The organism is Paenirhizobium daejeonense, from assembly GCF_014280875.1.
GTDB lineage: Bacteria > Pseudomonadota > Alphaproteobacteria > Rhizobiales > Rhizobiaceae > Allorhizobium > Allorhizobium daejeonense.
Genome location: NZ_JACLAL010000001.1, coordinates 688,965 through 715,801 on the forward strand (window position 1 = coordinate 688,965; position 26,837 = coordinate 715,801).

Below are 26,837 nucleotides of genomic sequence, written 5' to 3' on the forward strand. Positions count from 1 at the left end.
TCGATAGCTACTGATTACTGCCGAGTCTGATATCCCCGAGGGTGCGGAAAGTCAGGCGCCCGGCAATGGTCCAGTCGCTCGCGACTTCCGCGTCTGGATCGTACTTGTCGGAGAACGCAACGGTCAGGATGGTGCATTCGTCAGCATAGCTTAGGCCAACGCTTCTCCGCGAGAAGACATTTTCGTCTATGTCATAGGTGAGCGAGCCGAAGACAGACCAGTACTCGTTGATCTTCAACGTGTGCGACGTCTGAACCGCCTGGTTGTCATTGGTGAAGCCGTATTCCGGCTGGGCGTCGAGCTGGGTGAAGACCAGTTCGGATTGCAGTCGCTTGTTGTTGTAGGAAATGGCGGCGTCCGTACGACGCAGCTCCAGTGTCTTTTCGTCCAGTCGTACGCTGGTCGACAGGCTCACACCGTTCGGCATGTCTATACCGGCCATCGCGACATAGTCGGAAACGTCCGTTTCGAGGCCTGAATTGGCGCCCGCATAGACGAGGTCGTCGGTTGCAAAGGAATTCTGTCCGGCGAGATGGTAGGATTGACCGAAAATTCCGCGCAGTCCAAAGCCGTTGTCGAAGGTGCCGGTATACTGCACGCCGATATTGGCGCGGGTACCACCCTCTACACGGTCATAACCGGAAAACTTGTCGCGCTCAAACAGGTTGGTCGCGTCGAACACGAAGCTCTGCGCATCCTCGTTCGGCAACATGCCAGCCAGTTGTTCGTTGTTTCGGGCAAAGACCTGTGCGATCGGTTCGATGACATGGGTGCTGTTGGCAGTCGTCATCAAGATCGGATAGCGAGCTTCGAGCCCCGCGGTCAGCATAGCGCGGGTTGCCGTCGCATCGGAAGTATATTCACCTGCGTATGCGGTCGGATTATTCATGTCGAGGCCGAAGGCGTCGCCTCTGGCGGCAAGAAGCGGCGTCAGTTGCAGGTCGCCGGGGACGATGTAACTACGCTTCCATTCCGCTTCGCCAGTCAACCTGCTCATCGTGCCTTCCAGGCCGCGATAGCGCATGAGATCGTCGAGGTTGTCGCCGTTGGTATCGACACTTTCCTCGTCCTGTTTGAACCGGGAGAGGGTGGTGAAGTTCATCCTGGCAGACAATTCACCACCCGCCACCGGTTCTGGCGCGTAGTAACTGTAGTCGATCGATGGCAGCACGGTAGGCTGCTTCTTCTCGGCCGTACTGTCGGAGTCGGCATCCTGCACATCGAAATAGAAGGCCCGCGCGTCGAAATAGTTACGCTTGCCAAGACCCGTCAGATAGACTTGGTTCGTATGGGTGGACTGGTCCAGGCCGGCAAGATCGTAAGTGCGTGCAAAGTTGTTGTCGCTTTGCAGCATAACGTCCCAGCCGAACGACCAGCGTGGGTTTATCTGGAAGTCGCCCTTGGATGCGACCATACCGCGCTGATCACGCCTGGCATCGCTTGTGCCGGCCGTGAAGTTATCGGAATTCATCTGGTCGATACCGGCGGCGCGTAGTGTGACCGTACCCTTCTCGAATCGCTGGCGATATTCGCCTTCGAGCAAAAGACCCTGGCTGGTGTAGCCGGTCGTGGTGATCGTGGCGTCCCGATCGTTCGCGATCGCGATGTAATAGGGAACGGCGAGGCCGAAGCCGAGATTTTCGGACGTCCTCATCTCCGGAAACAGAAAGCCGGACTTACGCTTGACCGTGTTGTCGGGCACTTCGATGAAAGGCAGAACTGCAAGCGTGCGGCCGAATAGCTGAAAACGGGCCTTCTCGAGCCGAACCGTATGCTTCTGGCCGTTCTGGATGACCTTCTCGGCTTTCACCTGCCAGATCGGCGGACGCTTTGGATCCTCCGCGCACGGAAGGCACGCTGTGTAGACGCCCTTGTGCAGAATCATTTCAGTACCGGCGACGCGCTCGCCGCTTTCTGCGGCCATGCGAGTGTTATCGGTTGTTTCGATACGCAACGACTTCACGAACCCATCAGCAAAGTTGTCGGTGACGTCGAGCGTCTCGGCGTAGATCCGGTTTCCACCCGGTTCCACCAACTCGATATTGCCGGATGCGAGCACCCGACCTGTTTTTTGATTGTACTCAACCTTGCGGGCAACCATCTGGTACCCGGCATAGTTGATCTGAACCGCGCCAGCCGCGATCACGCGTTCCGAATCACGATCGTAAGTCAGTTCGTTAGCCGCCAACAGGAGCTTGGCGTCTTCGGGAACGACAACATCGGCATAACCCGTCGAATTGCTGCTCTGAGCCAAGGCGTCTACCGCTGGGAGAAGCGGGCCGCACAAAGCTACACCGGTCAGCAGGGCTCGGGTGAGCCTCCTGATATTCTTGCGGTCTTTTACCGCCACTAACCATCCTCCTTGTGGAGCAGGATTGTCGCTCCGAGTGCCATCGCCACGACGACCGGAACCCAGGCCGCAACGAAAGGCGGCACGACACCGCTGCTACCGAATGCTTTAACAAGCACGGTGACAACATAAAGCACGAAGCCTGACAGGATTCCACCCAGAATCACCGAACGGGACTGGTTGAACCTACTGAATTTAAGCGAGACGGTTGCAGCGATAAGCGTCATTGCGACCAAAAGGAAAGGCAGAGACAACAGGGAATGGAATTGTGTTTCCAGTGCCTTGGTTGAAACGCCGAAAGATCTGGCCACTGCAATTTTGTGAGAAAGCTCATAAAAAGCAACGGTATCGGGCTCTGCCAGCCGCTGTGAGACAAACTCCTTCTTCAAATTGGTGGGCACCTTGTCCGTAGGCAGGCGCTTTTGTATCTCACCGGGACGCGTTTCCAATACGTCGGTAAGGTTCCAGTAACCATTTTCCAATTTTGCTGTGCGTGCATCCTGCCGCTTTTCGATGCGTCCGTCTGTGTCGAAATAGATCAGGACAACGTCATTGAGCAGGCTACCTTCTTCTTCGATCGTTCGTGCACCGATGATGACATCGGATTTTCCACTGATCTGACGCATCCACGGAACGACTGTATTCTTCGGTCTGTCGCTCGCCTCGCGCCAGTCCGCCTCAATCTGCAGAGCCTGTCGCTGTCCCCAGGCGGCAAGCGGATTGACCACTAGCGTAGCCATAAGTCCGACGAAGAAGGCGCCCATTACAAAGGGCGTCATGAATTGCCATACCGAAATCCCTGCGGCGCGTGCGACCACGAGTTCGGACTTGCGGTTAAGGGCAATCAACGTGGTCATGCCGACGAAGAGCGAGATGAAGGGAATCGTCTGCTGCAGGATGAGTGGCAAGCGCAGCGCCGTCAGCCAAAGAACGCCCGCCACCGAATAACCGGTGAAGCCCGCAAACCTGCCGGAGGTCTCGCTGAAGTCGACCAGATAGGCAATCGCTATGACGCCGGCGAAGAACCATAGCGAAGTGACGACGTAGCGCCGGAAGAAATAACGGCCAAGGGTGCTGATCATGTCGTGCCTCCCCCGGTCGCATCACTTTTGGGGGTAAAGCGCCGCAGGATCGCCGACAGGCGATCGGCAAGGAAGGTTGTCACGACCGAAGTCTTGTGCGGGTGGCGTCTGCGAACGAGCATGATGGCCGCAATCAGACCGCTTCCCAGCGGAACGAGATAGGCAAGGGGCACGAACGCCAGGGAGTTGCCTGCAAGCTCTACCGTATAGTTCGAAAGCCAGAAGAGCGCGAGCGAGAGCGTGAGGGCAATTGCCATCGGATGCAGCCGTGCTTCACGGTGCGAACGGGCATCGCTGCAGATGACGAGTGAAATCAGCGCGAAGACGAAGGGGAAAGTCCAGGTGCTCAGGCGTCGATGCAGTTCGCTACGATAGTCCTTGAGATTTCGCTGAACGTCGGGGTCGTTCTGATCGGGATTGAGCAGGAATCCGAGGTCGCGATCACCGGCGTGCAGGCGGGCCTGCCCGCGGGACTGGGAGAAGTCGGAGAGGTCGAAGGAGTAGGAATCGAAGCGTACGATCGAAACCTCTCCATTCGGCGACTTCCGCTGCACTTCGCCGTCCTTCATCACGAGGGCCGCTCCGCCTTCATCCACGGCACCTTCGCGTGCATAATAGATGAGTTCGGAGGCGGGATCGCGTGAATCCGCCACGAACAATCCCTTCAATACTCGACCTGACAGGCGTTCCGAGATCTGGACGTAAAGTCCGTCCTCGATCCGGCGGAAGCTCTTTTCCTCAATGACGGTTGAAAGCAGGTCGGCATAGGCGGCTGCGATCATTTCACGGACGCCGACGCGAAGCTTCGGCTCCACGAAATTCGTCATCAGCAGGGAGACGACTGCCATGCCCGCGGCGAGCGACAGAACCGGACGAAGAATGGTGTGGCGAGGGGCGCCGGCAGCGTCGATGACGGCAAGCTCCGAATCGTTGTTCATCGCCGTCAGCGTCTGGGTGATCCCGATCACGAGCGCGAACGGCAGAACGGCGGGTATGATGGTCGGCAGGATGAGCGTGGCGAGCAACATGAACGAACCGACGGACTGCCCGCTGTCCGTCACCAGATTGATTCGGGCCAACACCTGCGTCGTCCAGATGATTGCCAGCACCGGCACCAGCGCGGTGAGGAACATCTGCACGGTACGCCGCAGGATGTAGAGTTCGAGTAGTTTCATGCCTTATCCGGAATAGGGAACGACGGAGTCATTCCCGCGGGTGAAATCACGTATGGTCTACGCTGCTCGCGGCTTTTTGGCGACGTCGGTATGGAATTTTTCCGTGCCTTCATGGCTGATTTTTTCGTGAGCGCGCTATTTCGAACACGGCGAAGACCGCAGTGAAAAGCACCAGCGTCGAAAGCCAGCCCAGCAGGACGTCCGAAAGATAGTGGCCGCCAAACGCCACCCGGAAAGCCGAGGTAACAAACGACACGACAATGATTGCCGGGCCAAGCACCGGGCGCAGTCTGTCGGGCAGAAGAAAGATGAGACATACGAGCCAGCCTGCTCCGGCTGCCTCGCCGGAAATGAAGGAGCAGTTATCCTCGCATTGGCCGGCAAAGGAGCCCGCGGGAACGAAAGGAAGAGGGCCGGCGAACAGATCCGTCTCATAAGGACGGGGCCGTTCCGAAACCTGCTTCAGGATCAGGTTCACCAGTACATAGGGGCCGAGCAACAGTGTAATCAGCGATACCGCATAATTCTTGATGCGCCTGGTGCTATCGGGCGATCGGGGATTACGAAGTGCATTCAGCAACGCGATGACAAGAGCCACCGCGCCGATCGCCGGCGCGTAGAACAACGCTTTGCGAAGAAAGGCGTAAAGGGCGTCACGGCCATATGTGAAGCCACCGCAAACCCGGGTTGGATTCGCTTCCGGACATGTCGCCGGCACGAAGAAGGCCCGCGATACTGCAATGTCGATCTGCGGCAGGAAATGAAAAAGCACAAGCAACAGGAACCACAGGAATACCATTGCAAGTGCAAGGATGGTCCACCGGCGAGCTCGCCGGTCGTGAACGATCGCATCGTAGAGGGCGTTCAATCTGGATCTCAAAGCCGGCGGCACCAGGTGGAAAGGGGCGCCCGGCCAGTTGGCAGAGCGCCGCGGAAACTAGCGTCACTCTTCTGCGGTCACAAGAGGGCATTTGGAAGTGTGTGAAATGCCTTGTGCGTTAACCCGCAAGTGTCGGGTTCTCCTTGCCTTTCTCCGGGAAAAGGTGAAGATCGCGCCATCTGCTTTCGTTAATGGATTTCAGGGAGTGCCCATGTCGCTCAAGCTCGATATCGCTTTTGCCAAATCTCACCGCGCCTCGTCCGGCGTCGCTTTACTGCTGAAGACGGTTGAGGCCGATCTCCCGGCCGGTGTGGAAGAGGCTGATCCGGCTGGCGTCTACGGACGCGCGGCAAAGGTGGCGAAGTTCACGGGCAAGTCGCTGTCGACGCTGGATATCGTCGCTCCGCACGGGTCCGATGCCGATCGCATCGTGGTGCTCGGTTTCGGCAAGGCTGAGTCGATTGTCGCTCACGACTGGCTGAAGGCAGGCGGCACTGCCACTGCGTCGCTCAAGGGTGCGGAGAAGGTCACCGTCTATCTGGATGCGCCGGGTCTGGACGTCACCGCGAAGGCTGCCGCCGATTTCGCACTCGGTATGCTGCTGCGGGCCTACAAGTTCGATACCTACAAGACGTCGAAGAAGACCGATGACGAAGAGGGTAAGAGCGTCGACAAGGAAGTGAAGGTTACCATCGTCACGGCGGCAGCCAGCGCGGCGAAGAAGGCTTTTGCCGATGCGCAGGCCGTTGCCGATGGCGTCAATCTTGCCCGCGATCTCGTCAATGAACCGGCCAACATTTTGGGACCGGAAGAGTTTGCCGCTAAGGCGAAGGAACTTGAAAGGCTCGGGGTCGAGATCGAAATCCTTGGCGAAAAGGAAATGAAGAAGCTCGGTATGGGCGCTCTTCTCGGCGTTGCTCAGGGTTCCGTTCGTCCGCCGCGTCTCGTCGTGATGCAATGGAATGGCGGCAAGGCCAAGGACAAGCCGGTGGCATTCGTCGGCAAGGGCGTGGTTTTCGATACCGGCGGCATTTCGATCAAGCCGGCAGCCGGCATGGAGGAAATGAAGGGCGACATGGGTGGGGCGGCCGCCGTGACCGGGCTGATGCATGTGCTTGCGGCCCGCAAGGCCAAGGTCAATGCCGTCGGCATCATCGGTCTCGTCGAGAACATGCCGGACGGCAACGCTCAGCGTCCTGGCGACATCGTGAAGTCGATGTCCGGCCAGACGATCGAGGTCATCAACACCGATGCTGAGGGACGGCTCGTTCTTGCAGATGCCCTTTGGTATTGCAATGATCGCTTCAAGCCCGATTTCATGATCAATCTTGCAACGCTGACCGGCGCCATCCTCGTGGCGCTCGGTAACTTGCATGCAGGGCTGTTCTCGAATGACGACACGCTGTCCGAGCAACTGCTGACTGCCGGTCTCGTCACCAACGAACGGCTGTGGCGAATGCCGATGGGCAAGGACTACGACCGGATGATCGACTCGAAATTCGCTGACATGAAGAATTCGAGCGGTCGCCATGCCGGTTCGGTCACCGCTGCGCAGTTCCTGAAGCGTTTCGTCAAGGATACGCCCTGGGCGCATCTCGATATTGCCGGCACTGCCATGTCGTCGCCCTCGGATGAAATCAACCAGTCCTGGGGCTCTGGCTACGGTGTTCGCCTGCTCGACGAACTCGTTCGCGCCAACTACGAAGACTGAGCGAGATAGAGGCAGCGCAGGGGCAGGGCCATTGGCAGACATTCTTTTCTATCACCTGACGGAATCGAAGCTCGAGGACGCCCTTCCGCCGCTTCTTGAAAAGAGTTTGGAACGCGGCTGGCGGGTAGCGGTGCAGACCGCCGATACCGACCGTCGCGACGCGCTCGACACCCATCTGTGGACATGGCGTGACGAAAGCTTCCTGCCCCATGCCACCGAGGAAGCCGAGGCACCGGAGAACCAGCCGGTGCTGCTCACCTCGAACGACGATAATCTCAACGGCGCAACCGTTCGCTTTCTGGTGGATGGTGCCGAGCCTCCCATCAACCTCGACTATGAAAGGGTCGTGTTTGTTTTCGATGGACACGATCAGAGCCAACTCGAGGCAGCGCGCGGTCAGTGGAAGCGACTCAAGACGGAAGGCCATGCCTTGACCTACTGGCAGCAGACCAGAGAGGGTCGATGGGAAAAGAAGGCTTAGCGCAAGACGCGCCAAGTTTCCGGTTAATCAATTATATCTCTGAATATTATTTCTATAACTATCCGGCTTTGGTAATCATTACCGTAACGGGCAATGGATAGGCCAAATCTGGTCTTATCCATAAAAGTCCAATTTTCGGCTTCGTGGCCTTATTGTTTTTTTATTGTTTCGAGCGCATTTGCGATCTGGGATTTGTATCAAGAAACAATAAGATGATCAAACTTGCATTCTTGCTCATCGGCGGCAGAGCTTTTCGCGAGGACTGGTGGGAGCCGGCGGCGCTGGGAAGCGTCATGATTGCACTGGCCTTCGTCATCGTGGCCGATCTCTCCGATGGCTTGACCATGGTCACTGTCCAGCTCTTCGGGCTGCTATTTCTTTTTCAGGGGCTTTTCGGGCTGCTGTCGACGGTCACGCGTGAGACCAATGCAGGCCGGTTCGCCGATGGCGTCAAGGCGCTGATCATGCTTGCGGTCGCGTTCCTGATCATCGACACGCCGCTGAAGAGCGACTGGCTGCTGTCGTGGCTGTTTGCCCTCGGCTTTGCCTTTGATGGCCTTTCGCGGCTAGCGACCGTGGTGCTGGTTCGTTTCCGCCGCTGGGGTGTTGCGGCGATTGCGAGCGGCCTGGAACTGATGCTCGCCGTCATGCTGGTCGTGAACTGGCCGTTTCCGCAGCATCTCAACGTTCCGCTTTGCATCAGCCTTTTCCTCGTACTCTCCGGAGCGACGATGATCCATTTTGCCCGTGCGCTACGGCGGCATGACAGCTCGGTTTCGATCTATTCCTTCCCCATGCTGTGTGGTCGAGGCTGGAACGAGGAAACGGCTGTGGTCATGCCCGACGACAGCCCGGATGACGACACCATCCAGAACATGCGTATCCTTGTCTGGACCCCGACCGGCGCAGCGGCGGTCGAACCGCGACGCCCTCTGGTCGATCGTTACTTCGCTGTGCTCGACAAGGAGGGCAAGGTCTCGACCGGCCATTCTGCTGTTGAGATGGGGCCTGACCTCTACATCAGCCACTGGCCGGCAGAGGAGATCGAACCGGATCGCGAGGAGATAGTCGAGACTCTCTTCGCCGGGGAGGAAAACGATGTGGCCGGCCTCTTCCAGCCGTCCTACGAACAGGAAAAGGTCTGCTGGACGGCCGCCGACGAAGAAGTGGCGTTCACCCGGTTCCACGCATTGCGGCTGAGAGCCTTCTGGGAAGGTTATCGTCGGCATTCGACTTATAACGTCACCAATCGCAACTGTTCGATTGCCGCGGCGGGAGCGCTTGAAGCAGCGCTCGAAGGGAGCCTCGACTGCTCGCGTCCGTGGCTGCGTCTTCTACGTCTGCTGGTGACGCCTTCCTTGTGGGAGGCCGCTTACATCCGTTCGCGGGCGGCGCACCTGTGCTGGACGCCCGGCATGGTGCTCGACTATGCGCGCGCGCTGAAGCGCCTGGTCGAGCCGGAAACCGTGCCGTGGCGTGAAAAGCTGCTTGCCCATCTGCACCATCTCGGCGCTTCGCTGAAGGCGAGGGACTTCGCCCGATGAGCGCGACGGATCTGTCCGCCGCCTCGGAAACGGGTGCTTTGATTTCCCGTATCGCAGTGATCCTGACCGTCGCCATGTTTGGGCTGACCTATTCCCTGAGTGCGCCTCTGATTGCACTTGAGATGGTTGCCAGGGGCGCAAGCCAGAGCCTTGTCGGCGCCAATGCCGCGATGCATGCGATCGGTGTCCTCGTGGTGGCGTTGGTGCTTCCGAGCGTAGTGTCGAAGGTCGGGCCGCGACGCCTGATCCTGTTGTCGCTTGTAGTATCCGCCGCCGTGCTGGTGGCGATCGCTCTGGTCGATAATATCTGGCTGTGGTTTCCCCTGCGCCTGTTGCTAGGCATGGCCTCGGAAGCACTATTCGTGCTTTCCGAAACCTGGATTAACGCGCTCAGCACTGAAAATACCCGCGCCCGATTCATGGCCATCTATACGGCGGCGCTTTCGCTGGGACTTGCACTCGGTCCCTTGTTGCTTTCCCTGATCGGATCGCACGGCACGTTGCCGTTCATGGTCGGCGCCGTCATCGCCTTGGCGGCTGCATCCTTCGTGTTGTTGCCGATGGTGCGGGCGCCCGCTTTTGAAAAGCCGAGTTCCGGTAACCCTCTGCGCTTCCTTCGGCTGGCGCCGGTGGCAATCGGCGCGATCGTGCTGAACGCGGCCGTCGAGACGGCGGGCCTGTCGTTTCTGGCGCTCTATGCCGTGGGTCTTGGCTGGAATGCCGATGACGCCGCGCAACTGATGTTCGTGATGATGGGCGGAGCGATCCTGCTGCAACTGCCGATCGGCTGGCTGGGTGACCTGTTCGACCGCCGCAAGCTGGTGCTTGCCTGTGCGCTGGTGGCCGCAGCTGGCGCTGCGCTTTGGCCCTGGGCCCTGGCTTATCCGTTTGCCACTTATGCGCTGCTGTTTGTCTGGGGCGGGGTTTTCGTCGGTATCTACACGCTGACACTGACGATCGTCGGCAGCCGGTTTTCGGGCGGAGATCTCGTCGGCATCTATGCGCTCATGGGGTTGGCATGGGGTGCTGGCGCATTGGTGGGACCGCTTGCTGCTGGTGTGTCGCTTCAGATCGGCACGCACGGCCTGCCTGTCTTCACCGCTGTCGCCTGCCTCGTCTTTGCGCTTGTCGTGGCATTGCGCCGGGAGGGGTGACGGGGAGCGTGCCCGCCGGAGAATGTCCGGCGGGACGGCTCCTGTGTCAGTCGGCGGATGCCAGCATCATCGTTCTCTTGCGCTCGTGACGCAGCGCCACAACCTTGTAACCCTCGGCCTTTAGGCGCTCGAGCAGCATCGGTAGCATCACAGCGGTGCGCAGGTGCAGATCGTGCATCAGGATGATGCCGCGCCCGCGCCGGTGCAGGGTCGCCATGGTGCGCTCGACGATTTCGGAGGGCGACGACCTGAAATAGTCCTTGCTGTCGATGGCGACGTCGAGAACGACGACGTTACGCTGCGCCATGCGTGTGCGCAGGCTTTTCGAATCGGACAGGTATGGGAAGCGGAAGAATGCCGGATCCATGCCCGTGCCGGCCTTTACCGCGAGCTCTCCCTTGGTGATGTCGGCCATGGCCTGGTCGAAGCTCAGCTTATGCAGGTCCGCGTGGCTCCACGTATGGCTTCCGATCGAGTGTCCGGCATCGGCAACCTTGCGGGCGATGGCTGGATGCGCCTTAGCCATCTCGCCCACCATCAGGAAGGTCGCCTTCACGTCGTAGCGGGTCAGCGTGTCAAGGATGCGTTCGGTACGACCAGGAACTGGGCCGTCGTCGAAGGTCAGGGCGACTTCCTTCGGTCCGAGCTTGATGTCCTGTATCGAATCGACTTCCAGTGTGCGGCCAGCAAGCCCGCTCCTGGGTCGGTTCGGCTTGAACCAGGCAGCCGGTTCCATCGGAACACGTTCGCCAGCGGCTAGCGGTTTGCCTGCCGGGTTTTCCGGAGACGCGACGAAGGCCGTCTTAGCTGACGGCTTTTCCGTCTTGGTGGAGGCGCATGACGCCAGGGACAAGGCAAGCAGGGCGCTCGCCGCAATGCGTAAAGAAAGCATGAAAGCCACTCGAACGGAAAATGATTCGAGTAAAGTTTTATGCAGTTATGGTTAACGGTCGGTTTCTGGCGCGTCGCCGGATGTTGTTGGATTGATGGCGGATCAGCCCGCCATCGCGTCCTCGTATTCGGCGGAAAGCTCCAGCCACTGCTCTTCGTAAGCCGAAAGCTTGGCGGCGGCTTCGCCACGCTGCTTGGCTTTTTCCGCAGCCTTCGCCGGGCTCTTTTCGTAAAGCACCGGATCTGCAAGTTCCGCATCAAGCGCCTGAATCAAAGTCTCCAGCTTTTTCGTCAGGGACTCGATTTCATTGATCTTTTTCTTGAGCGGAGCAAGCGAGGCGCGCTTGTCCGCGGCGGCCTTGCGCTGGTCGGCTTTGTTGACCTGAACGGCGGCGTCAGCTTTCTCCCGGTCGTCCGTCTTGCGGGCGGAGGAGACGACAAGGCTGCGATAATCCTCCATGTCGCCATCGAAGACGCTGACGGTGCCGTTGTTGACGAGCCAGAGGCGGTCGACGGTCGCTTCGATCAGGTGGCGGTCGTGGGCGATCAGGATGACGGCGCCGTTATAGTCGTTGAGCGCCTCGATCAGCGCGCGGCGGCTGTCGATGTCGAGATGGTTGGTCGGCTCGTCGAGGATCAAAAGGTTCGGCGCGTGGAAGGCGGAAAGTCCCATCAGCAGACGCGCCTTTTCGCCGCCCGAAAGATCCTTGGCGGCGGTCGCCATCTTCTCGGTCGCAAGACCCATCTGCGCGACGCGAGCGCGGACCTGCGCTTCGCCCGCAAGCGGCATCAGCCGGCGTACGTGGTCCACCGGCGTTTCGTTGGGCACGAGATCGTCCAGCTGATGCTGCGCGAAGAAACCGACCGAAAGATTCGGCGCGAGCTTCATTTCGCCGGCCTGAAGGTTCAGCCGTCCCGCTATCAGCTTGGCGAAGGTGGACTTGCCGTTACCGTTCGAGCCGAGCAGGGCGATCCGGTCATCGGCGTCGATACGCAGGTTGATGCCCTTGAGGATGGACTTGCCGGGTTCATAGCCAACGGCACCGCCGCTGATGGCGATGATCGGGGAGGCCGGCTGCTTCTCGGGTTCCGGGAAGGTGATCGGCTGGACATGGTCCTCGATCACGGCCGCAACAGTTCCCATGCGTTCCAGCGCCTTGATGCGGCTCTGGGCTTGCCGTGCCTTCGAAGCTTTATAGCGAAAGCGGTCGATATAACTCTGCAGATGTTTGCGGGCCGCGTCGCTCTTGACCTTGGCCTTCATCTGCAACTCGTCGGCTTCCGCCTTCTGCCGCTCGAACTGGTCGTAGCCACCGCGATAGAAGGTCAGCTTCTTCTGGTCGAGATGGATGATTGCGTTGACGGCGGTGTTGAGCAGGTCGCGGTCGTGGCTGATGATGATGACGGTGTGCGGATAGCGCCGGACATAGTCCTCAAGCCACAGCGTGCCTTCGAGGTCGAGATAGTTGGTCGGTTCGTCGAGCAGCAACAGGTCCGGTTCGGAAAACAGCACTGCCGCCAGCGCCACGCGCATGCGCCAGCCGCCGGAAAACGAGGAAGCCGGGCGAAGCTGTGCCTCATGGTCGAAGCCTAGGCCCGCGAGAATGGTGGCCGCGCGCGCTTCCGCCGAATGCGCGCCGATGTCGGCGAGACGGGTCTGGATTTCCGCGATGCGGTGCGGGTCGGTTGCGGTCTCCGCCTCCTTCAAAAGAGCGGCGCGTTCCTTGTCGGCGGCCAGCACGATTTCGATCAGCGGCTGTTCGGTGCCGGGGGCTTCCTGAGCCACCTGTCCGATCCGCGCATTCTTCGGAATAGTGATCGTCCCCGTCTCGGAGGCAAGGTCGCCCGTGATGATCTTGAAGAGCGTCGACTTGCCCGCGCCGTTACGCCCGACAAGTCCCGCCTTCGTGCCTTCCGGCAGCGAGATGCTGGCATGGTCGATGAGCAGGCGGCCGGCGATGCGGGCGGAGATATCGGTGATCGTAATCATGTCTTGGCTTTTGGCCGAACTGTCGGCCAAAGGCAAGCGGCCGCCGGGCTGCGAAGGCTTTCACGGCAATCAGGCGGCCAGCGGTGGCACCGGTGCAACATCGATGCGCCGGTAAACGTGGTCAGGCGACGTTACGCCCCATGCTGCGCTGACGCTCGCAACCATAGCCAGCGACCGGATGGCGAGGGATGGTACGGGCGGTCGCAAGCGCGGATTCGGCGTGCGCGATCAGTTCGCTCGGTGTTGCCGCATCGGCGGTCATGGCGAAGCCGATCGATAGGCCGAGGCTGCCCTGGCTGCGCCCCTGTTCCGTGGCAAAGATGAGATTGTTTTCAACTGCGGCCCGAAGCCGCTCGGCAATCGCTTGCGCCTCGGTTGCGCCGACGTCGCTGAAGAGGAAAGCGAAGTCATCGCCCTCGATTCGCGCGACGAAATCATGCTTCTTGATCGTCTTGCGGAAGACGGCGGCCAGCCGCTTGAGCAGCTTGTTGCCGGCTTCATCGCCGAACTGTCGGTTGATTTCCTTGAAGTTGTCGATGTCCACCAGCAGCATGGCCGTTCCAAACGGCGCGCTGTCGCGGTCGTAGAGGTCTTCCAGCCGGTTCATGAAGGCGATGCGGTTCGGCAGTTCGGTCAGCCGGTCGGTCAGTACCATAGCGCGCGCGGCTTCCGCCGTACGCTCGGCCGCCTCGATCTGCGCCAGTCCTGCCTTGAGCTTCTGTTCGATCTCGGCTTCATCGCGGATCAGATCGCGTGCGGCCGAATCCAGAAACTCAAGCTCCTCCATGATTTCGGAGAGCCCGCGGGTCTCGTCCTCGCGGATCGACTTAACGATGGTTTCCAGTCCGCGCGTGAAGGTCTGCTTGCGCATGAGCCCGAGGGAGACCTGTTCGGCGAGGCGCTTCAATGCGGCCGTCGCTTCGCATTGCACGTGTTCATCGGCAAGGCCGCAATGGCTCACCAGCCGATGCTTCAGGCCCAGATGGTCCAGAGCGATCTGGCTTGGCTGAGTTCCTAGAGCGACGAGGTCGCGGGCTAGCTCCGCATTGCGGCTCACCATCGCCTCGTAGACGAGCTCGAAATTGCGCGGCAGACCGGCGATCTGGTGCTTGGCCATGAAAGCTGTGATCTTCTGCAGGCTATCCTGAGCAACGGGCGGCTTCTGTTGTTGCGCGTTCCCCAGCTGGATTCGCTGATGGCTGGCATTGGCATCGAACTGCATGGCTCTTCCCTCGCCGGATGTACTCCGGTCTTTCTGCGCGATGAATGTCGACTGTCTGTTGGGCGCAACATCCATGAAAGAGGTCTTGATTTCGTTAAAGGCGCAGGAAACGGGCTGCTTCGCGGGGTTCTTCCGCGGAGCAGGGTTAATACGGGATTGCTGATATGGCGGGAAGGCGTTCCCTGGAAGTTACAGCCACCGCGTGCCTTGGAGCCGCTGAAAGGCGATGAGATCGAGCGAAAGGCTGGGTTTGCCGAGCACGGTGAGGCACATGTGGGCCTGCCCGCGATGATGTGTCTGATGATTGAAGAAATGCGATATCGCAGGCCCAAAGCGGTGGGTGATCGGCTTCGGTATGGTGATCGGCGTATAGGTGAGCGATCCGCGAATGGCCTCTTCCGTCAGGCCGTCGATCCACTCCAGAATGCGGCGATCCTCAGCGATCCTTGCCGCCTCGAGTTCAGCGAAGTCCGCGTAGGGCCTCTCGTTCAGCGCCGAGTGAACAGGCCCTTCGCCGGTAAAACGCCGGAGCCACACGCGATCCGCAACGAGGATATGGCTGAGTGTTCCGAACAGCGAACCGAAGAAGGCCCCACAGTCGCGATTCAATTCCTCTGGTGTCAATTCCCGCGCCACAGCGTAGACGGCATTGTTGGCCCACTGGTTATAGGCCGCGAACATCTTGAACGTATCCAGCATGTGCAGATCCTTTCCTTCCCTTAGCGCATGACCTTAGCGCGACATCGCGACAAAGGGGCTTATGAAATCCATTAAATATAATGATTTGATCGACCGCGAACCGGCATGCATCGTATGGTCGGAATGATAACAAAGGAGAAGACATGTCCATCACGCTTTATTCCCTTTGCGGAGCAGACGTCGCCCGCCCGTTTTCTCCCCATTGCTGGAAGACGGTCATGGCGCTTCGCCACAAGGGGCTTTCCTTCTCGGAAAGGCCGCTTGCTTTCACCGCGATCCCGGTTGCCGAAAGCGGCTTTTCGAAAACGGTGCCGATCCTGAGGGATGGCGACCGCCTTGTCTCCGACAGCTTCCAGATTGCACTCTATCTCGAAGATGCCTATCCGGATGCGCCGACGCTTTTCGGAGGAGAGGGTGGTCAGGCCATGGCCCGCTTCGTCGAGGCCTATTCCCAGACGACCATTCATCCCGTCGTCACCCGCATCGCGCTGAAGAACATCCATGACATGCTGGCGCCCGTCGACCAGGCCTATTTCCGGGAAACCCGCGAGAAATTCCTCGGCAAGACGCTGGAGGAGGTGGAGACCGCCCGGGAGACGGCTATCTCCACCCTTCCGGACGCCCTCAAGCCCTTGCGGCACATGCTGAAGACGCAACCTTTTATCGGCGGTGATGGTCCACTGTTTTCCGACTACATCGTCTTCGGAGCGCTGCAATGGCTGCGGATCACCACCGGATCGGTGCATCTGGCCGATGACGATCCGGTGAAGGACTGGTTCGAGCGTTGCCTCGACCTTCATGGCAGCGAGGCGAGGGCGGTCGCCTGAGCCTCAGCGTCCGTAATGGACGGTGATCGACGCCTTTGCCAGCGCACTGGCGTTCGCCATGAAGCCGATCAGCGCGCCGCTGGCATTGCCGTCAAGATCGAGCTTCTCAACCGAAAGCGCCATCACGGTGAACACATATCGATGCGTCTGCCCCTGTGGCGGGCAGGCGCCGAGATAGCTCGAGAAGCCGGCATCGGCGCGGCTCTGGATTGCGCCGGCCGGCGCGCCGTCATCCGGCGTGATGCCTCCCTTGAGTTCCGTCACGCCGACCGGAATGTTGAACATCACCCAGTGCCAGAAACCGGAGCCGGTCGGTGCATCCGGATCATAGGCGGTGACCACGAAACTTTTCGTGCCTTCCGGCGCGTTCGACCAGGAAAGTGCCGGCGAAACATTGCCACCGGCGCAGCCGAAGGTGTTGGCCACCTGTGCTCCGTCAAGCACTCCACCTTCCGTAATGTCCGGACTGGAAAGCGCGAACTCCGTAGCCTGAGCTGGCAGGCAGGAAAACGCGGTCAATCCGGCGGCGAGAGCGAGATGTCTGAAGGTCATGGTTGGCTCCTTTCGAAATGGGAGCCTGAGCCTAGCGCTGGCTTTAGCCGGCTGCGGCTCTTGAACGCTCGAATTCCGTCCCGCAACGCTCATCCTGTTCTGCCGCCACGCGGATATCCCTTGGTGACAGTCCGAAACGCGCGCGGAAGCGGGCTGCGAACTTCGAGGCCGATTCATATCCGACCTCGAGCGCCACCCGGTTGATCGGCAGTTCGGTCGCCTGCAGCAATCCGAGCGCCATCGTCATGCGCACATCGGCGATGATGTCAGTGAGGCTGGTGCCGAGGAGCGCCAGCTTCCGCCGCAACGTCTGCTCGCTCATGCCAAGCGCGGCAGAGATGGTGCTCGCCGGCCATTCCCGGCCCGGCTCTTCGCGAACGAGACCACGGATCCGCAGGCAGAGGTTCTCCCGCGGGTCGGGCGTGAGGTTTATCCCGAGCGCCTGCAGCCGGACGACCAGTTCGCCGAGGATGTGCCGGTGTATTCCGATGGTGGTTGCGCTCTCGTCGGCTATCGCGAGGCGAGACCGCTCCAGCGCATCGAGAAATCCCGCGTCCGGTTCGATGCGGATGGCCTCGCTCGTGGGATGTGCGGCCGCCTCGGCATAAAGCGAGATCAGGGCGGGGGAGAAGATGTAGGCATCGGAGTGATAAGCGCCGTTCTCCTCGGCTGCGTTGATGACGGTACATTCAAGGCCCTGCGGCAGAAAGATCGCGTCGCCGGGACCGGCCGAGACATCGGCCCCCTTGCTCAGAATACGTTTCCGGCCACTCTTCACATGAATGACCGAGGGCTGGTCGATGAGGAAATGCCGGAAGCGACCGGTGGAGGCCTGCAGGATCGAGCAATGGATGGCAATATCCGGCAACACCCGCGTGTAGCGTCGCGTACCTTCGGAGAATTTCTGCATGATGTTTCCAGTACGCTGCCGGGCCGGAATGCCCTTTGAAGGGCGCGTCCGGGCCGTTTCTGGTCCGATAGTATGACGGTCGCGTGAAATTCGTCTATCCCCCTTGTTTTCGTGATTCGGGGCAGGTAGAAACCGCCCACTTTCCCCATGAGACAAAAGGATGAGACTGATGGCGATTGAACGCACCTTCTCGATGATCAAGCCGGACGCAACCAAGCGCAACCTGACGGGCGCCATCACCAAGGTATTCGAAGACAACGGCCTGCGTGTCATCGCTTCGAAGCGCGTATGGATGAGCAAGCGCGAAGCCGAAGGCTTCTACGCTGTTCACAAGGAACGCCCCTTCTTCGGCGAACTGGTTGAAGGCATGACCTCCGGCCCGACCGTCGTTCAGGTCCTGGAAGGCGAAAACGCCATCCTCAAGAACCGCGAACTGATGGGCGCCACCAACCCGGCCAATGCCGACGAAGGCACCATCCGCAAGCTGTTTGCCCTGTCGATTGGCGAAAATTCCGTTCACGGTTCGGATGCTCCGGAAACCGCCGTTCAGGAAATCGCTTACTGGTTCGCTGAAACCGAAATCGTCGGCTGATTCAATTTTTGAGGCTTCGGCCTCAACCGATTGATCGGAATCGAAAAACCGGAGTGGCGACACTCCGGTTTTTTGTTGGGCGTTATCCGCTCACAAAAAGCCGCGGAACCCGCCGCGGCTGTTTTTGTCTTGTCGGCGCTCTGTTCAGAGCTGTTCGATCATCGTGGCGGCAGCGGAAACTGTCGCCTGACCGGGATTTTCCTCGATGTTGAGCGACTTCACCACGCCATCTTCGACCAGCATCGAATAACGCTTGGAGCGGACGCCAAGGCCACCGCCGGAAAGATCGGCGTCGAGGCCGAGCGCCTTGGTGAAGGAGGCATCCCAGTCGGCAAGGAAGTGGATCTTGCCAAGGCCGCCGGACTGTTGCGCCCAGGCGCCCATCACATGCCAGTCGTTGACGGCGATCACGGCGATATCGTCAACGCCACGCGACAGGATGGCGTCGCGGTTTTCCAGATATCCGGGCAGATGGTTGAGCGTGCAGGTCGGTGTAAAGGCACCGGGTACCGCGAAGAGCACGACGCGCTTGCCACCGAAGAGCTGCTCCGTGGTGATCTCGACCGGACCGTCGGCTGTCTTTTCCTTGAAGGTCGCCTGCGGCAGCTTTTCGCCGATGGAAATCGTCATCAAATTGTCCTCGCTGAATTGGACCCGATCGTTGCCGGGTGATGTGTCGGCACCGACTATAGATTGACGTTAGTCAAAGGCAAGTGTGCTTTCCATTGCCCTGTTACCCGAGAGGACGAGGATACCCCATGTCTTTCCGGCGATCTTGTAATTGCGCGGCAACTCGTCGATCGGCATCGAAATGTCGAGCTTGCCGTTGGCTGATGAAACGACTTCGTAGTCCATGAATACATGGCCGCTCGGCCCTGTGACGAAAACCTGCGGATGGGCGTCCGGGGAGGGGAGTGCAAGTGTCAGGTCAAGCCGATCGAGCGCCGCGCTCATTTGGTGGCTATCCACCCCGAAGCTGTCGGATGCCGGGTCGGGCAGTGCTTTCCGAGCGGTGGCCACGATGGCATCCTCTTCCGGATCGTTCGTCGCGTCGAGCGCGACGGTGAGATCCGCCTGAAATGGAATACAGATGTTTTTGCAGATGCCGATGAAGACATTCGCCTTCACCGTGTCTGCCGCAGTCACCGCACCCCGTATGGTGAAAGGGAGGGTGACGGCGGTGTCGTAGCCGATGTCTCTTATGTCTCCATTGTCGATGCGCTTCGGCACGGGAAAGGAAACCTCTCCCAGCGTCAACTGGCTCTCGGGGGCGAGGCTGATCGCCGGCGGAATACCGGCATCGCCCGGCTCGCGCCAATAGGTGATCCAGCCGGGCGTCGGCTCGATCTGCAGCGCTGCCTGCAATGTTCCCTCGGCTGCCGCCGGCAGAACCACAAGCCGCATGCGCCCGCCTTCATTGGTCGCCCATTCGCTGCTCGCCGCCTGTGCGCTACCGGCTTGAAGCATGGCCGCTGTCGCAAAGGCTGTCACGAAATGGCGAAAACGAGGCGTTGGGCGGGATAGGGTGCTCATGATCCTGCGTTTAATGCATTGTCCGGAGCCTAGCCAGTAACGGTTTTCTGCCCATATGTCATTTTCAGTTGATTGCTGGGGCAGTCTGCCTCATCCTGCTAAAACATGCGATGAAGCGCTTCGTCATGAAGTGTGTATCGTTTGTCCCGATGGCAGATGACGCTGGAGGTCCAGCATGGCTTTATCGACGTTGAAGAAAGATCGCGAGCGCGGCTTCCTGGATGGCCAGTTCCTCATAGCCATGCCTGGGATGACCGACGGAAATTTCGCCCGTGCGGTCGTCTATATCTGCGCCCATTCTCAGGCTGGCGCCATGGGCTTCATCATCAATCGTTCCCAGCCGGTGACGTTTGCCGATGTGCTGCTGCATCTCGAACTGATCGACAAGAATGATGCGATCATGTTGCCTGATCATGCCCGGCATTTCCCTATCCAGAGCGGTGGGCCGGTGGAAACGGGGCGCGGTTTCGTACTCCACTCTGACGACTACCTCAGCGACAGCAGTATCCCGATTAGCGACGATATTTCGTTGACCGCGACGCTAGACATTGTGCGCGCCATTTCCGATGGACGCGGCCCGCGGCGGGCCACCATGCTGCTCGGCTATGCCGGCTGGGGACCGGGCCAGCTCGAATTCGAGATTGCCAACAACGGATGGCTGAATTGCGCGGCGACGGAAGATCTGATTTTCGACCGGGCGCTCGACAATAAGTATGAGCGCGCTCTGGCCCTGATGGGAGTCAGCCCCGCAATGCTTTCGATGGAAGCCGGCCACGCCTGAGCGCGGCCGGGATTTCTGGTCGGATCCGCCCTATCACGCCCGCTTCGTCAAAGGAAAGCGTTCGCGCAAAAGACGAAGAGCCGATTCGGCACCGATCGGTGCGCCGTAGAGATAGCTCTGGCCGTAGTCGCAGCCCATCTTGGCGAGCTCCTGACCATCCTCCTCCGTTTCGATGCCTTCCGCCACGACCTTCATTTCAAGGCCGCGCGCCATGGATATGATCGATTTCAGCAGCACGGCGCGCTTGTCTGAATGATCGCAGACCAGAGCCTTGTCGAGCTTTATCGTGTCGAACGGAAAGCGCGTGAGATAGGCAAGCGAGGAGTAGCCGGTGCCGAAGTCGTCGAGCGCCAGGCTGATGCCGGTATCCCGAAGCTTGCCGAGCACAAGACGCGCCTGTTCAGGATTTTCCATCACAACGGATTCCGTCAGTTCCAGCTTGAGACGGCGTGGATCGCACTGGGTCTTGGTCAGCATGGCGCGGATGTCGTTGTAGATCTCGCTCGAAAGAAGCTGTGCGCTCGACAGGTTGACCGACACGAAGATCGGCACGTCGCCCGTCTGCTTCTCCCAATCCGTCAGGTCTGTCGTGGCGCGCTCCAGCGCGAACATGCCGAGCGGCTCGATGAGATCCGAGGCTTCCGCAATCGGAATGAATTCCGACGGTGGGATGCTGCCCCGCTTGGGATGGTCCCATCGCATCAACGCCTCGAAGCCGGCAACCTCGCCATCCGCAAGCCGCATGATCGGTTGGTAGACCATCGACAGCTCCTTGCGGTCGATGGCGCGGCGAAGATCCGTTTCGAGCTGCAGGCGATCCGTGCCGCCGGCGCGGAAGGCGGGGCGGAAGGGCTCGACGCGATTGCCGCCCGCGCGCTTGGCGCGGTACATCGCCAGTTCGGCGTCGGACAGCAGGCCGGTGGCGCTTTCCTGCTGGTCGACCCATGAAGCGAGGCCGATCGAAGCCGTCAGGATAATCTCCCGGTTGGCGAAGTTGATCGGCACCATGATCGCCTTGGAGACGGCGTCGGCGAAATCCGCGACCTTGGCTGGATCGCGTTCCGAAACCAGGATCAGGCCGAACTCGTCGCCGGAAAGGCGGGCTAGCGTGTCCTGCGGTTTCAAGAGACGCCGCAGGCGGCGGGTAAGCGCGATTAGGATATTGTCGCCGGCGGAGATACCAAGGCTGTCGTTCACCTGCTTGTAGCGGTCGATGTCGATCGACATCACCGTCGGCCGCAATGCTTCGGAGCCGTTGGCAAGCGCCAGCACCGACTGCAAGCGGTCGAGGAAGACCTCCCGGTTCGGCAGTCCCGTAAGATTGTCATGCATAGCGTCGGCAAGCAGGCGATCGACGGAATTCTTCTGCTCGGTTACGTCGATGATCGTGCCGACGCAGCGGATGACCTCGCCATTCGAGCCCAGCACCGGCCGCGCCCGGATCTTCAGCCAGTGGAAGTGGCCATCCTCGGCGCGGATACGGAATTCGTGGTTCAGCCGGCCCTTGCGATGTTCCAGCAGAACGTCGAGCGTGGCCCGGAAACGGTCGCGGTCATCGGGATGAAGTCGCGGGAGCCAGTTGCGCGCCGGGCCATGCATGGTGCCGGGAGCAAGGCCGAGACGAATAGAAATATCAGGGCTCGTTACCACGCGGTCGCGCGCGACGTCCCAGTCCCAGACGGTGTCACCTGAGCCGGTGAGCGCCAGCGATTGTCGTTCGAGATCGGAGAACAGTCCCTGCTGGTATGCGCCGCCGGCGAAGGCGTGCTGCATGACGGTGAAGCCGATCAGAAGCACGATCAGCACCAGCCCGCCGCCCAGCGCAGGCTGGATGATGTCGTTGTCCAGTCGCCCGGTAATCGTAAGCCAGCCGCCGAACAGCCAGACGAGAAGCAGTGCCCATGTCGGTACGAGAAGAATCGCACGGTCGTAACGATTGAAGCCGAGATAGATGATGAGCACGATGCCGGCGGTGGCGGTCAGCGCAAGAGAGAGACGTGCGATGCCCGAGGCGACCGAGGGGTCGTAGATGGCGACCCCGAACAGCAGACCGAGACCGAGGATCCATGCGAAGGTCGCGTATCCCAGGTGTACGTGCCAGCGATTGAGGTTCAGATAGGTGAAGAGGAAAATGACAAGGCTCGATGCGAGCGCCACCTCCGCGCCCGCTCGCCATATTCGCTGGTCGCTGGAGGTTACGCTGATGAGCTTTTCGAGAAAGCCGAAGTCGACGCAGATATAGGCAAGCACCGCCCATGCGAGCGCCGCTGCCGCCGGCAGCATCGAGGTTCCCTTGACCACAAAGAGGATCGTCAGGAACACCGCGAGCAGGCCGGCAATCCCGAGCACGATGCCGCGATAGAGGGTAAACGCGTTGACCGTGTCCTTGTAGGCGTCGGGTTCCCACAGATAGATCTGCGGAAGCTGCGGCGTCGAGAGCTCGGCAACGAAGGTGATGACCGCGCCGGGGTTGAGCGTGATGCGGAAGACGTCAGCTTCCGTGCTCGGCTGGCGGTCGAGCGCGAAGCCTTCCGACGGCGTGATTGCGATGATGCGCTGCGAGCCGAGATCTGGCCAGAACAGCTTGGAATTCACGAGGCGGAAATGCGGGGCGACGATCACGCGCTCCAGCTGCTCTTCCGAAACGTTGGCAAGCGCAAAGACTGCCCAGTCGCCCTGATGCTGCGGTGAGCTGGACCGAACCTCGATGCGGCGGCGGATGCCATCGGCGCCGGCCGCGGTGGAAACCTGAAAGGCATCGCCCTGGTTGGTGTAGATTTCAGTCGTCGCGGTGAGGTCGAGCGCCGTGTCGTCACGGGCGATCTTCACCGGCTCGGCGGCATTCGCGGTCGTCGCGAAGAGGCCTGCAAGCACGAGCATGACCATAGCGAAAGCTGCCGCCAGCGTCTGGCCGGCGGTGGGCTGCCTGTTATCGGTAAGTTTCATGAGGGCTCTTTGCCGCCGTTGTCCGTGGCCCGATCCGCGAGAAGCGAATAGATGGCATGGTCGCGCCAGCGCCCGTTGATCTTGAGATATTCCCGCAAGAGACCTTCCCGCTCAAATCCCGCTTTTTCGAGCAACCTGATGCTGTTGCCGTTGTCTGGAATACAGGCTGCTTCGATCCGGTGCAACTCAAGCACCCTGAAGATATAGGGAATAGCCAGTCGAAGTGCGGCAAACATATGGCCTTGGCCGGCATATCGCTCGCCCATCCAGTATCCAATCATGCAGCTTTGCGAGGCACCACGGCGGATGAGGCCGATTGTCAGGCCGCCGAGAAGAATGTCGTCCGGCCTGTGGAAGAGAAAGAAGGGGACGGCCAGACCCGTGTTGAATTCCTGTTCGTTACGCAGCACGCGCGTCCGGTAGGAACTTTCGGTCAGTTCGTCAGGCCGCCATGTCGGTTCCCACGGCTGCAGGAAAGCCCGGCTTTCGCTACGCAGCTTGTGCCACTGGTCGAAGTCACGGTAGCGCGGAAGACGCAGAAAATGGTTTGGCCCATAGAGTTCAGGGGTTTCCGGCTGCCGCGACAGAAACCGAAAGACCGACCGTGTCATGCCATGCCCCCAAAAAGGCGAGGGCGGTCATGAGCCGCTTGCTCGCCGGCAACCCCTTGCCCCGTTTACGCGCAGTTATCAGCCGGCCGCCTTGAGGCCCCCGCTGGCATTGCCGCTGGTAAGAGACTGTGTGATTTCCGACATCGGCGCAAGCTGCTCCAGCGGGCCGATGGCCGAGAGTGTCGGTACGGTCTCGAAGAACAGCCGTCCGGCGAGATCTGTCAGCCGTTCGGTAGTGATCCCTTCCAGCCGCTCCATCATCTCCTGATTAGAGATCGGGCGCCCATAAAGCATCATCTGCCGGGCAATCTGTCCGGCGCGTGCAGCAGGGCTTTCCTGCCCCATCAAGAGCTGTGCGCGGATCTGTGCCCTCGAACGGTCGATTTCCTGCTGGTTGATCATCTCCGAGGACTTTCTGAGTTCATCGATGATGACCGGAACGAGCTCCGGCAGGTTCTCTCCGCCGGTGGCGGCGTGAACGCCGAATATGCCAGTATCGGAAAAGCCCCAGTGGAACGCATAAACAGAATAGCAGAGCCCGCGGAATTCACGCACTTCCTGGAACAGGCGAGAGGACATGCCTCCGCCGAGAATGTTGGCAAGGATCTGCGAACAGTAAAAGTCGCGCATGTGATAGGCGCGGCCTTCGAAACCTAGCAGCACCTGCGCATCCATAAGGTCACGTTCTTCGCGTGCCTCGCCACCAAGATAACGGGCAGTCTCGAATACTGGCGGCACAGCAGGCTCCGTCCGAAGTCCCGAGAACCGTTCCTCCACCTGGCGAACGAAGGCGTCGTGGTCAACAGCACCGGCGGCGACGACGAACATTCGGTCGGTCGTGTAGTTGCGTGAAAGGTAGCCCCTGATCTCGTCGCTGGTAAACGACATTACGGTATCGGGCGTGCCGAGGATCGGCCGCCCCAGCGTCTGTCCGGCAAAGGCGATTTCCGAGAAGCGGTCGAAGACCACGTCGTCGGGCGTGTCGTTGGCCGCGCCGATTTCCTGCAGGATAACCTGCTTTTCCCGGCTCAGTTCCTCTTCGTCGAAAACCGATTCGGTCAGAATGTCGGCGAGGATGTCGACCGCCAGCGGCACGTCATCCTTGAGTACGCGGGCGTAGTAGGACGTGGTTTCGGTGGACGTGGCGGCGTTGAGTTCGCCGCCGACATTCTCGATTTCCTCGGCGATCTGGCGAGCGTTGCGTCGCTGTGTGCCCTTGAATGCCATGTGCTCGAGAAGATGGGCGATGCCGTGCTCCCCGTCGGTTTCGTTGCGCGAACCGGATTTGATCCAGGTTCCGAGCGCGACACTTTCGAGATGCGGCATCTTCTCGGTTACGACCGTCAGCCCAGAGGGCAGCCGGGTACACTCAACATTCATCGATCCGTCTTTCTGCGCTTCTCAATTGTCTGTGCGGGCATGTTCACCGACAAAGGTTTCGACGGCTTTAAGGTCCGCGTCCAGGATATCGAAACGCTCCTCCCTGGTCATCAGATCAGCAAGCCACGCCGGAAGCGCCGGGTCAATACCGCTTGCGGATTTTACTGCAGCGGGGAACTTCGCGGGGTGGGCGGTGGAGAGCGTGACCATGGGGCTCGAAGGCTTGGCAAACTTCGACGCGACATACACGCCAACGGCGGTGTGCGGATCGATCAGATAGCCGGCCTGGGCCAGGGTGTCGCGGATCGTGTCTGCTACCTGCTTTTCGCTGGCGCGGCCGGCGCGGAAGTCCTTGCGGATCGCTTTCAGCGCATCCGGCTTGATCTCGAAGGAACCGGACTGTTTCAGGCTTTCCATCGAGGAGCGGATGGCCGCATCGTCACGGTCATAGGCTTCGAACAGCAGGCGTTCGAAGTTGGAGGAAATCTGGATGTCCATCGACGGCGAGGTGGTGGCTGAAACGCCCTTCATCTCGTAGCGCCCCGTCTTGAGCGTCCGGGCGAGAATGTCATTCTCGTTGGTGGCCACTACCAGTTTATCGATCGGAAGGCCCATCTTCTTGGCGACGTAACCGGCGAAGATATCACCGAAATTGCCGGTCGGAACGGTGAAGGAGACCTTGCGGTCCGGCGCGCCGAGCGAGATCGCCGCGGTGAAGTAGTAAACCACCTGCGCCATGATGCGGGCCCAGTTGATCGAGTTCACGCCGGAGATCTTGTAGGTGTCGCGGAAAGCGTTGTCGTTGAACATCGCCTTCACCAGATTCTGGCAGTCGTCGAAATTGCCCCTGACAGCAATGGCATGGACGTTTTCGGCATTGGAGGTGGTCATCTGCCGCTGCTGGACAGGCGACACCTTCTCATGCGGAAACAGAATGAAGACGTCGGTGCGGGCGCGGCCGGCAAACGCGTCGATGGCCGCGCCGCCGGTATCGCCGGAAGTCGCGCCGACAATGGTCGCCCGTTCGCCGCGCTGGGCAAGGGCATGGTCCATCAGGCGGGCGAGAAGCTGCATCGCCACGTCCTTGAACGCGAGCGTCGTGCCGTGGAAAAGTTCGAGCACGAAGGCGTTCGGGCCAGTCTGAACGAGCGGAGCCACGGCCGGATGACGGAAGGTTGCGTAGGCTTCATCGATCATCGATCGGAACGTGCCTGCCTCGATCTCGCCGCCGGTGAATCCATAAAGTACCTCGAAGGCGATCTCCTGATACGTCTTGCCACGAAGCGCGCGAATCTCCTTCTTTTTGAGATGCGGCCATTTGCGCGGCACATAGAGGCCGCCGTCACGGGCAAGACCCGCAAGCAAGGCGTCACTGAAACCGAGGCTTTTGGCCTCTCCGCGGGTCGAGATATATTCCACGATGGTCATCCTTGGTCAGAAGAATAGGGGCGCGTTTGGGTGTCCGAGACTATGACGTTTCGGGAACGGAAGTTCGTCTTTTTGCGCCAGACAGGCCGGCCGGATTT

Annotated in this window: 23 protein-coding genes; 7 read left to right on the top strand and 16 right to left on the bottom strand. The window is 60.1% G+C overall.

Annotated features, from left to right (window positions below):
- Nucleotides 1-7: 7 nt before the first annotated feature.
- The 4 genes from H4I99_RS03330 to H4I99_RS03345 form a co-directional block, all read right to left on the bottom strand.
- Entirely contained in the window at nucleotides 8-2,350 is a 2,343-nt protein-coding gene (locus H4I99_RS03330) for an LPS-assembly protein LptD (protein WP_163904545.1), read from the bottom strand.
- Nucleotides 2,350-3,432: an LPS export ABC transporter permease LptG gene (lptG, locus tag H4I99_RS03335; protein ID WP_163904547.1), complete on the bottom strand. Its 1,083-nt coding sequence runs from the start codon at nucleotides 3,430-3,432 to the stop codon at nucleotides 2,350-2,352. The genes H4I99_RS03330 and lptG overlap by 1 nt, the downstream gene beginning before the upstream one ends.
- The gene (gene lptF, locus H4I99_RS03340; RefSeq protein ID WP_163904549.1) at nucleotides 3,429-4,607 is read right to left on the bottom strand and encodes an LPS export ABC transporter permease LptF; all 1,179 of its coding nucleotides are present in this window, start codon (nucleotides 4,605-4,607) and stop codon (nucleotides 3,429-3,431) included. Before lptF ends, lptG begins: the two co-directional genes overlap by 4 nt.
- Nucleotides 4,608-4,716: 109 nt before the next feature.
- On the bottom strand, nucleotides 4,717-5,475 hold the full coding sequence (locus tag H4I99_RS03345; RefSeq protein WP_244624855.1) for a phosphatase PAP2 family protein: 759 nt from the start codon (nucleotides 5,473-5,475) through the stop codon (nucleotides 4,717-4,719).
- A gap of 223 nt (nucleotides 5,476-5,698) precedes the next feature.
- On the opposite strand from H4I99_RS03345, the gene H4I99_RS03350 reads away from it, so the two are divergent.
- From H4I99_RS03350 to H4I99_RS03365, 4 genes are all read left to right on the top strand, one after another.
- Nucleotides 5,699-7,198 (top strand): leucyl aminopeptidase, encoded by a 1,500-nt coding sequence (locus tag H4I99_RS03350; protein WP_163904551.1) that lies wholly within the window; start codon nucleotides 5,699-5,701, stop codon nucleotides 7,196-7,198.
- A 31-nt stretch (nucleotides 7,199-7,229) separates the two neighbouring features.
- Nucleotides 7,230-7,679: a DNA polymerase III subunit chi gene (locus H4I99_RS03355; protein WP_163904553.1), complete on the top strand. Its 450-nt coding sequence runs from the start codon at nucleotides 7,230-7,232 to the stop codon at nucleotides 7,677-7,679.
- A gap of 212 nt (nucleotides 7,680-7,891) precedes the next feature.
- A complete protein-coding gene (locus H4I99_RS03360; RefSeq protein WP_163904555.1) occupies nucleotides 7,892-9,223 on the top strand; it encodes an HdeD family acid-resistance protein in 1,332 nt (443 codons plus the stop codon).
- Nucleotides 9,220-10,377: an MFS transporter gene (locus H4I99_RS03365; RefSeq protein WP_163904557.1), complete on the top strand. Its 1,158-nt coding sequence runs from the start codon at nucleotides 9,220-9,222 to the stop codon at nucleotides 10,375-10,377. The genes H4I99_RS03360 and H4I99_RS03365 overlap by 4 nt, the downstream gene beginning before the upstream one ends.
- Before the next feature lie 46 nt (nucleotides 10,378-10,423).
- Here the strand turns inward: H4I99_RS03365 and H4I99_RS03370 are convergent, their stop codons facing one another.
- The 4 genes from H4I99_RS03370 to H4I99_RS03385 all read right to left on the bottom strand — a co-directional run bounded on the left by H4I99_RS03370 (nucleotide 10,424) and on the right by H4I99_RS03385 (nucleotide 15,179).
- A complete protein-coding gene (locus H4I99_RS03370; protein WP_163904559.1) occupies nucleotides 10,424-11,269 on the bottom strand; it encodes a polysaccharide deacetylase family protein in 846 nt (281 codons plus the stop codon).
- Between the two features lie 102 nt (nucleotides 11,270-11,371).
- A complete protein-coding gene (locus H4I99_RS03375; protein WP_163904561.1) occupies nucleotides 11,372-13,258 on the bottom strand; it encodes an ABC-F family ATP-binding cassette domain-containing protein in 1,887 nt (628 codons plus the stop codon).
- 121 nt (nucleotides 13,259-13,379) lie between these two features.
- The gene (locus tag H4I99_RS03380) at nucleotides 13,380-14,480 is read right to left on the bottom strand and encodes a GGDEF domain-containing protein (protein ID WP_163904563.1); all 1,101 of its coding nucleotides are present in this window, start codon (nucleotides 14,478-14,480) and stop codon (nucleotides 13,380-13,382) included.
- A 189-nt stretch (nucleotides 14,481-14,669) separates the two neighbouring features.
- A complete protein-coding gene (locus H4I99_RS03385) occupies nucleotides 14,670-15,179 on the bottom strand; it encodes a DinB family protein (RefSeq protein ID WP_163904565.1) in 510 nt (169 codons plus the stop codon).
- 143 nt (nucleotides 15,180-15,322) lie between these two features.
- Between H4I99_RS03385 and H4I99_RS03390 the strand changes: the two genes are divergently transcribed.
- Nucleotides 15,323-16,006 (top strand): glutathione S-transferase family protein, encoded by a 684-nt coding sequence (locus tag H4I99_RS03390; protein ID WP_163904567.1) that lies wholly within the window; start codon nucleotides 15,323-15,325, stop codon nucleotides 16,004-16,006.
- Nucleotides 16,007-16,009: 3 nt separating this feature from the next.
- On the opposite strand, the gene H4I99_RS03395 is transcribed toward H4I99_RS03390, so the two are convergent.
- Nucleotides 16,010-16,558 carry a YbhB/YbcL family Raf kinase inhibitor-like protein gene (locus H4I99_RS03395; protein ID WP_163904569.1) on the bottom strand — a complete coding sequence of 183 codons (549 nt, stop codon included), beginning with the start codon at nucleotides 16,556-16,558 and terminating at the stop codon, nucleotides 16,010-16,012.
- A 43-nt stretch (nucleotides 16,559-16,601) separates the two neighbouring features.
- A complete protein-coding gene (locus H4I99_RS03400) occupies nucleotides 16,602-17,468 on the bottom strand; it encodes an AraC family transcriptional regulator (RefSeq protein ID WP_163904571.1) in 867 nt (288 codons plus the stop codon).
- 169 nt (nucleotides 17,469-17,637) lie between these two features.
- On the opposite strand from H4I99_RS03400, the gene ndk reads away from it, so the two are divergent.
- Nucleotides 17,638-18,060: a nucleoside-diphosphate kinase gene (ndk, locus tag H4I99_RS03405; protein ID WP_163904573.1), complete on the top strand. Its 423-nt coding sequence runs from the start codon at nucleotides 17,638-17,640 to the stop codon at nucleotides 18,058-18,060.
- A 144-nt stretch (nucleotides 18,061-18,204) separates the two neighbouring features.
- Here the strand turns inward: ndk and H4I99_RS03410 are convergent, their stop codons facing one another.
- Nucleotides 18,205-18,690, bottom strand: coding sequence for a peroxiredoxin (locus H4I99_RS03410; RefSeq protein WP_163904575.1), 486 nt, complete (start codon nucleotides 18,688-18,690; stop codon nucleotides 18,205-18,207).
- 69 nt (nucleotides 18,691-18,759) lie between these two features.
- Entirely contained in the window at nucleotides 18,760-19,593 is an 834-nt protein-coding gene (locus tag H4I99_RS03415; protein ID WP_186663203.1) for a protein-disulfide reductase DsbD domain-containing protein, read from the bottom strand.
- Nucleotides 19,594-19,768: 175 nt separating this feature from the next.
- Between H4I99_RS03415 and H4I99_RS03420 the strand changes: the two genes are divergently transcribed.
- Nucleotides 19,769-20,374 carry a YqgE/AlgH family protein gene (locus H4I99_RS03420; RefSeq protein ID WP_163904577.1) on the top strand — a complete coding sequence of 202 codons (606 nt, stop codon included), beginning with the start codon at nucleotides 19,769-19,771 and terminating at the stop codon, nucleotides 20,372-20,374.
- Nucleotides 20,375-20,407: 33 nt separating this feature from the next.
- On the opposite strand, the gene H4I99_RS03425 is transcribed toward H4I99_RS03420, so the two are convergent.
- From H4I99_RS03425 to thrC, 4 genes are all read right to left on the bottom strand, one after another.
- Nucleotides 20,408-23,260 carry an EAL domain-containing protein gene (locus tag H4I99_RS03425; protein WP_244624891.1) on the bottom strand — a complete coding sequence of 951 codons (2,853 nt, stop codon included), beginning with the start codon at nucleotides 23,258-23,260 and terminating at the stop codon, nucleotides 20,408-20,410.
- A gap of 56 nt (nucleotides 23,261-23,316) precedes the next feature.
- Nucleotides 23,317-23,931, bottom strand: a complete 615-nt coding sequence (locus H4I99_RS03430) for a GNAT family N-acetyltransferase (protein WP_163904582.1) — start codon at nucleotides 23,929-23,931, stop codon at nucleotides 23,317-23,319.
- Between the two features lie 78 nt (nucleotides 23,932-24,009).
- Entirely contained in the window at nucleotides 24,010-25,311 is a 1,302-nt protein-coding gene (locus tag H4I99_RS03435) for a M16 family metallopeptidase (RefSeq protein ID WP_163904584.1), read from the bottom strand.
- Nucleotides 25,312-25,332: 21 nt separating this feature from the next.
- Nucleotides 25,333-26,739: a threonine synthase gene (gene thrC, locus H4I99_RS03440; RefSeq protein ID WP_163904586.1), complete on the bottom strand. Its 1,407-nt coding sequence runs from the start codon at nucleotides 26,737-26,739 to the stop codon at nucleotides 25,333-25,335.
- Between the last annotated feature and the right edge of the window lie 98 nt (nucleotides 26,740-26,837).

Bases quoted from the DNA above. Each gene is read 5' to 3' on its own strand.
- lptG (WP_163904547.1), bottom strand. From the start codon at position 3,432: ATGATCAGCACCCTTGGCCGTTATTTCTTCCGGCGCTACGTCGTCACT.
- H4I99_RS03430 (WP_163904582.1), bottom strand. From the start codon at position 23,931: ATGACACGGTCGGTCTTTCGGTTTCTGTCGCGGCAGCCGGAAACCCCT.
- H4I99_RS03395 (WP_163904569.1), bottom strand. From the start codon at position 16,558: ATGACCTTCAGACATCTCGCTCTCGCCGCCGGATTGACCGCGTTTTCC.
- H4I99_RS03365 (WP_163904557.1), top strand. From the start codon at position 9,220: ATGAGCGCGACGGATCTGTCCGCCGCCTCGGAAACGGGTGCTTTGATT.
- H4I99_RS03385 (WP_163904565.1), bottom strand. From the start codon at position 15,179: ATGCTGGATACGTTCAAGATGTTCGCGGCCTATAACCAGTGGGCCAAC.
- H4I99_RS03420 (WP_163904577.1), top strand. From the start codon at position 19,769: ATGGCTTTATCGACGTTGAAGAAAGATCGCGAGCGCGGCTTCCTGGAT.
- H4I99_RS03400 (WP_163904571.1), bottom strand. From the start codon at position 17,468: ATGCAGAAATTCTCCGAAGGTACGCGACGCTACACGCGGGTGTTGCCG.
- thrC (WP_163904586.1), bottom strand. From the start codon at position 26,739: ATGACCATCGTGGAATATATCTCGACCCGCGGAGAGGCCAAAAGCCTC.
- H4I99_RS03370 (WP_163904559.1), bottom strand. From the start codon at position 11,269: ATGCTTTCTTTACGCATTGCGGCGAGCGCCCTGCTTGCCTTGTCCCTG.
- H4I99_RS03380 (WP_163904563.1), bottom strand. From the start codon at position 14,480: ATGCAGTTCGATGCCAATGCCAGCCATCAGCGAATCCAGCTGGGGAAC.
- H4I99_RS03360 (WP_163904555.1), top strand. From the start codon at position 7,892: ATGATCAAACTTGCATTCTTGCTCATCGGCGGCAGAGCTTTTCGCGAG.
- H4I99_RS03375 (WP_163904561.1), bottom strand. From the start codon at position 13,258: ATGATTACGATCACCGATATCTCCGCCCGCATCGCCGGCCGCCTGCTC.
- ndk (WP_163904573.1), top strand. From the start codon at position 17,638: ATGGCGATTGAACGCACCTTCTCGATGATCAAGCCGGACGCAACCAAG.
- lptF (WP_163904549.1), bottom strand. From the start codon at position 4,607: ATGAAACTACTCGAACTCTACATCCTGCGGCGTACCGTGCAGATGTTC.
- H4I99_RS03390 (WP_163904567.1), top strand. From the start codon at position 15,323: ATGTCCATCACGCTTTATTCCCTTTGCGGAGCAGACGTCGCCCGCCCG.
- H4I99_RS03425 (WP_244624891.1), bottom strand. From the start codon at position 23,260: ATGGTCATGCTCGTGCTTGCAGGCCTCTTCGCGACGACCGCGAATGCC.
- H4I99_RS03350 (WP_163904551.1), top strand. From the start codon at position 5,699: ATGTCGCTCAAGCTCGATATCGCTTTTGCCAAATCTCACCGCGCCTCG.
- H4I99_RS03410 (WP_163904575.1), bottom strand. From the start codon at position 18,690: ATGACGATTTCCATCGGCGAAAAGCTGCCGCAGGCGACCTTCAAGGAA.
- H4I99_RS03435 (WP_163904584.1), bottom strand. From the start codon at position 25,311: ATGAATGTTGAGTGTACCCGGCTGCCCTCTGGGCTGACGGTCGTAACC.
- H4I99_RS03415 (WP_186663203.1), bottom strand. From the start codon at position 19,593: ATGAGCACCCTATCCCGCCCAACGCCTCGTTTTCGCCATTTCGTGACA.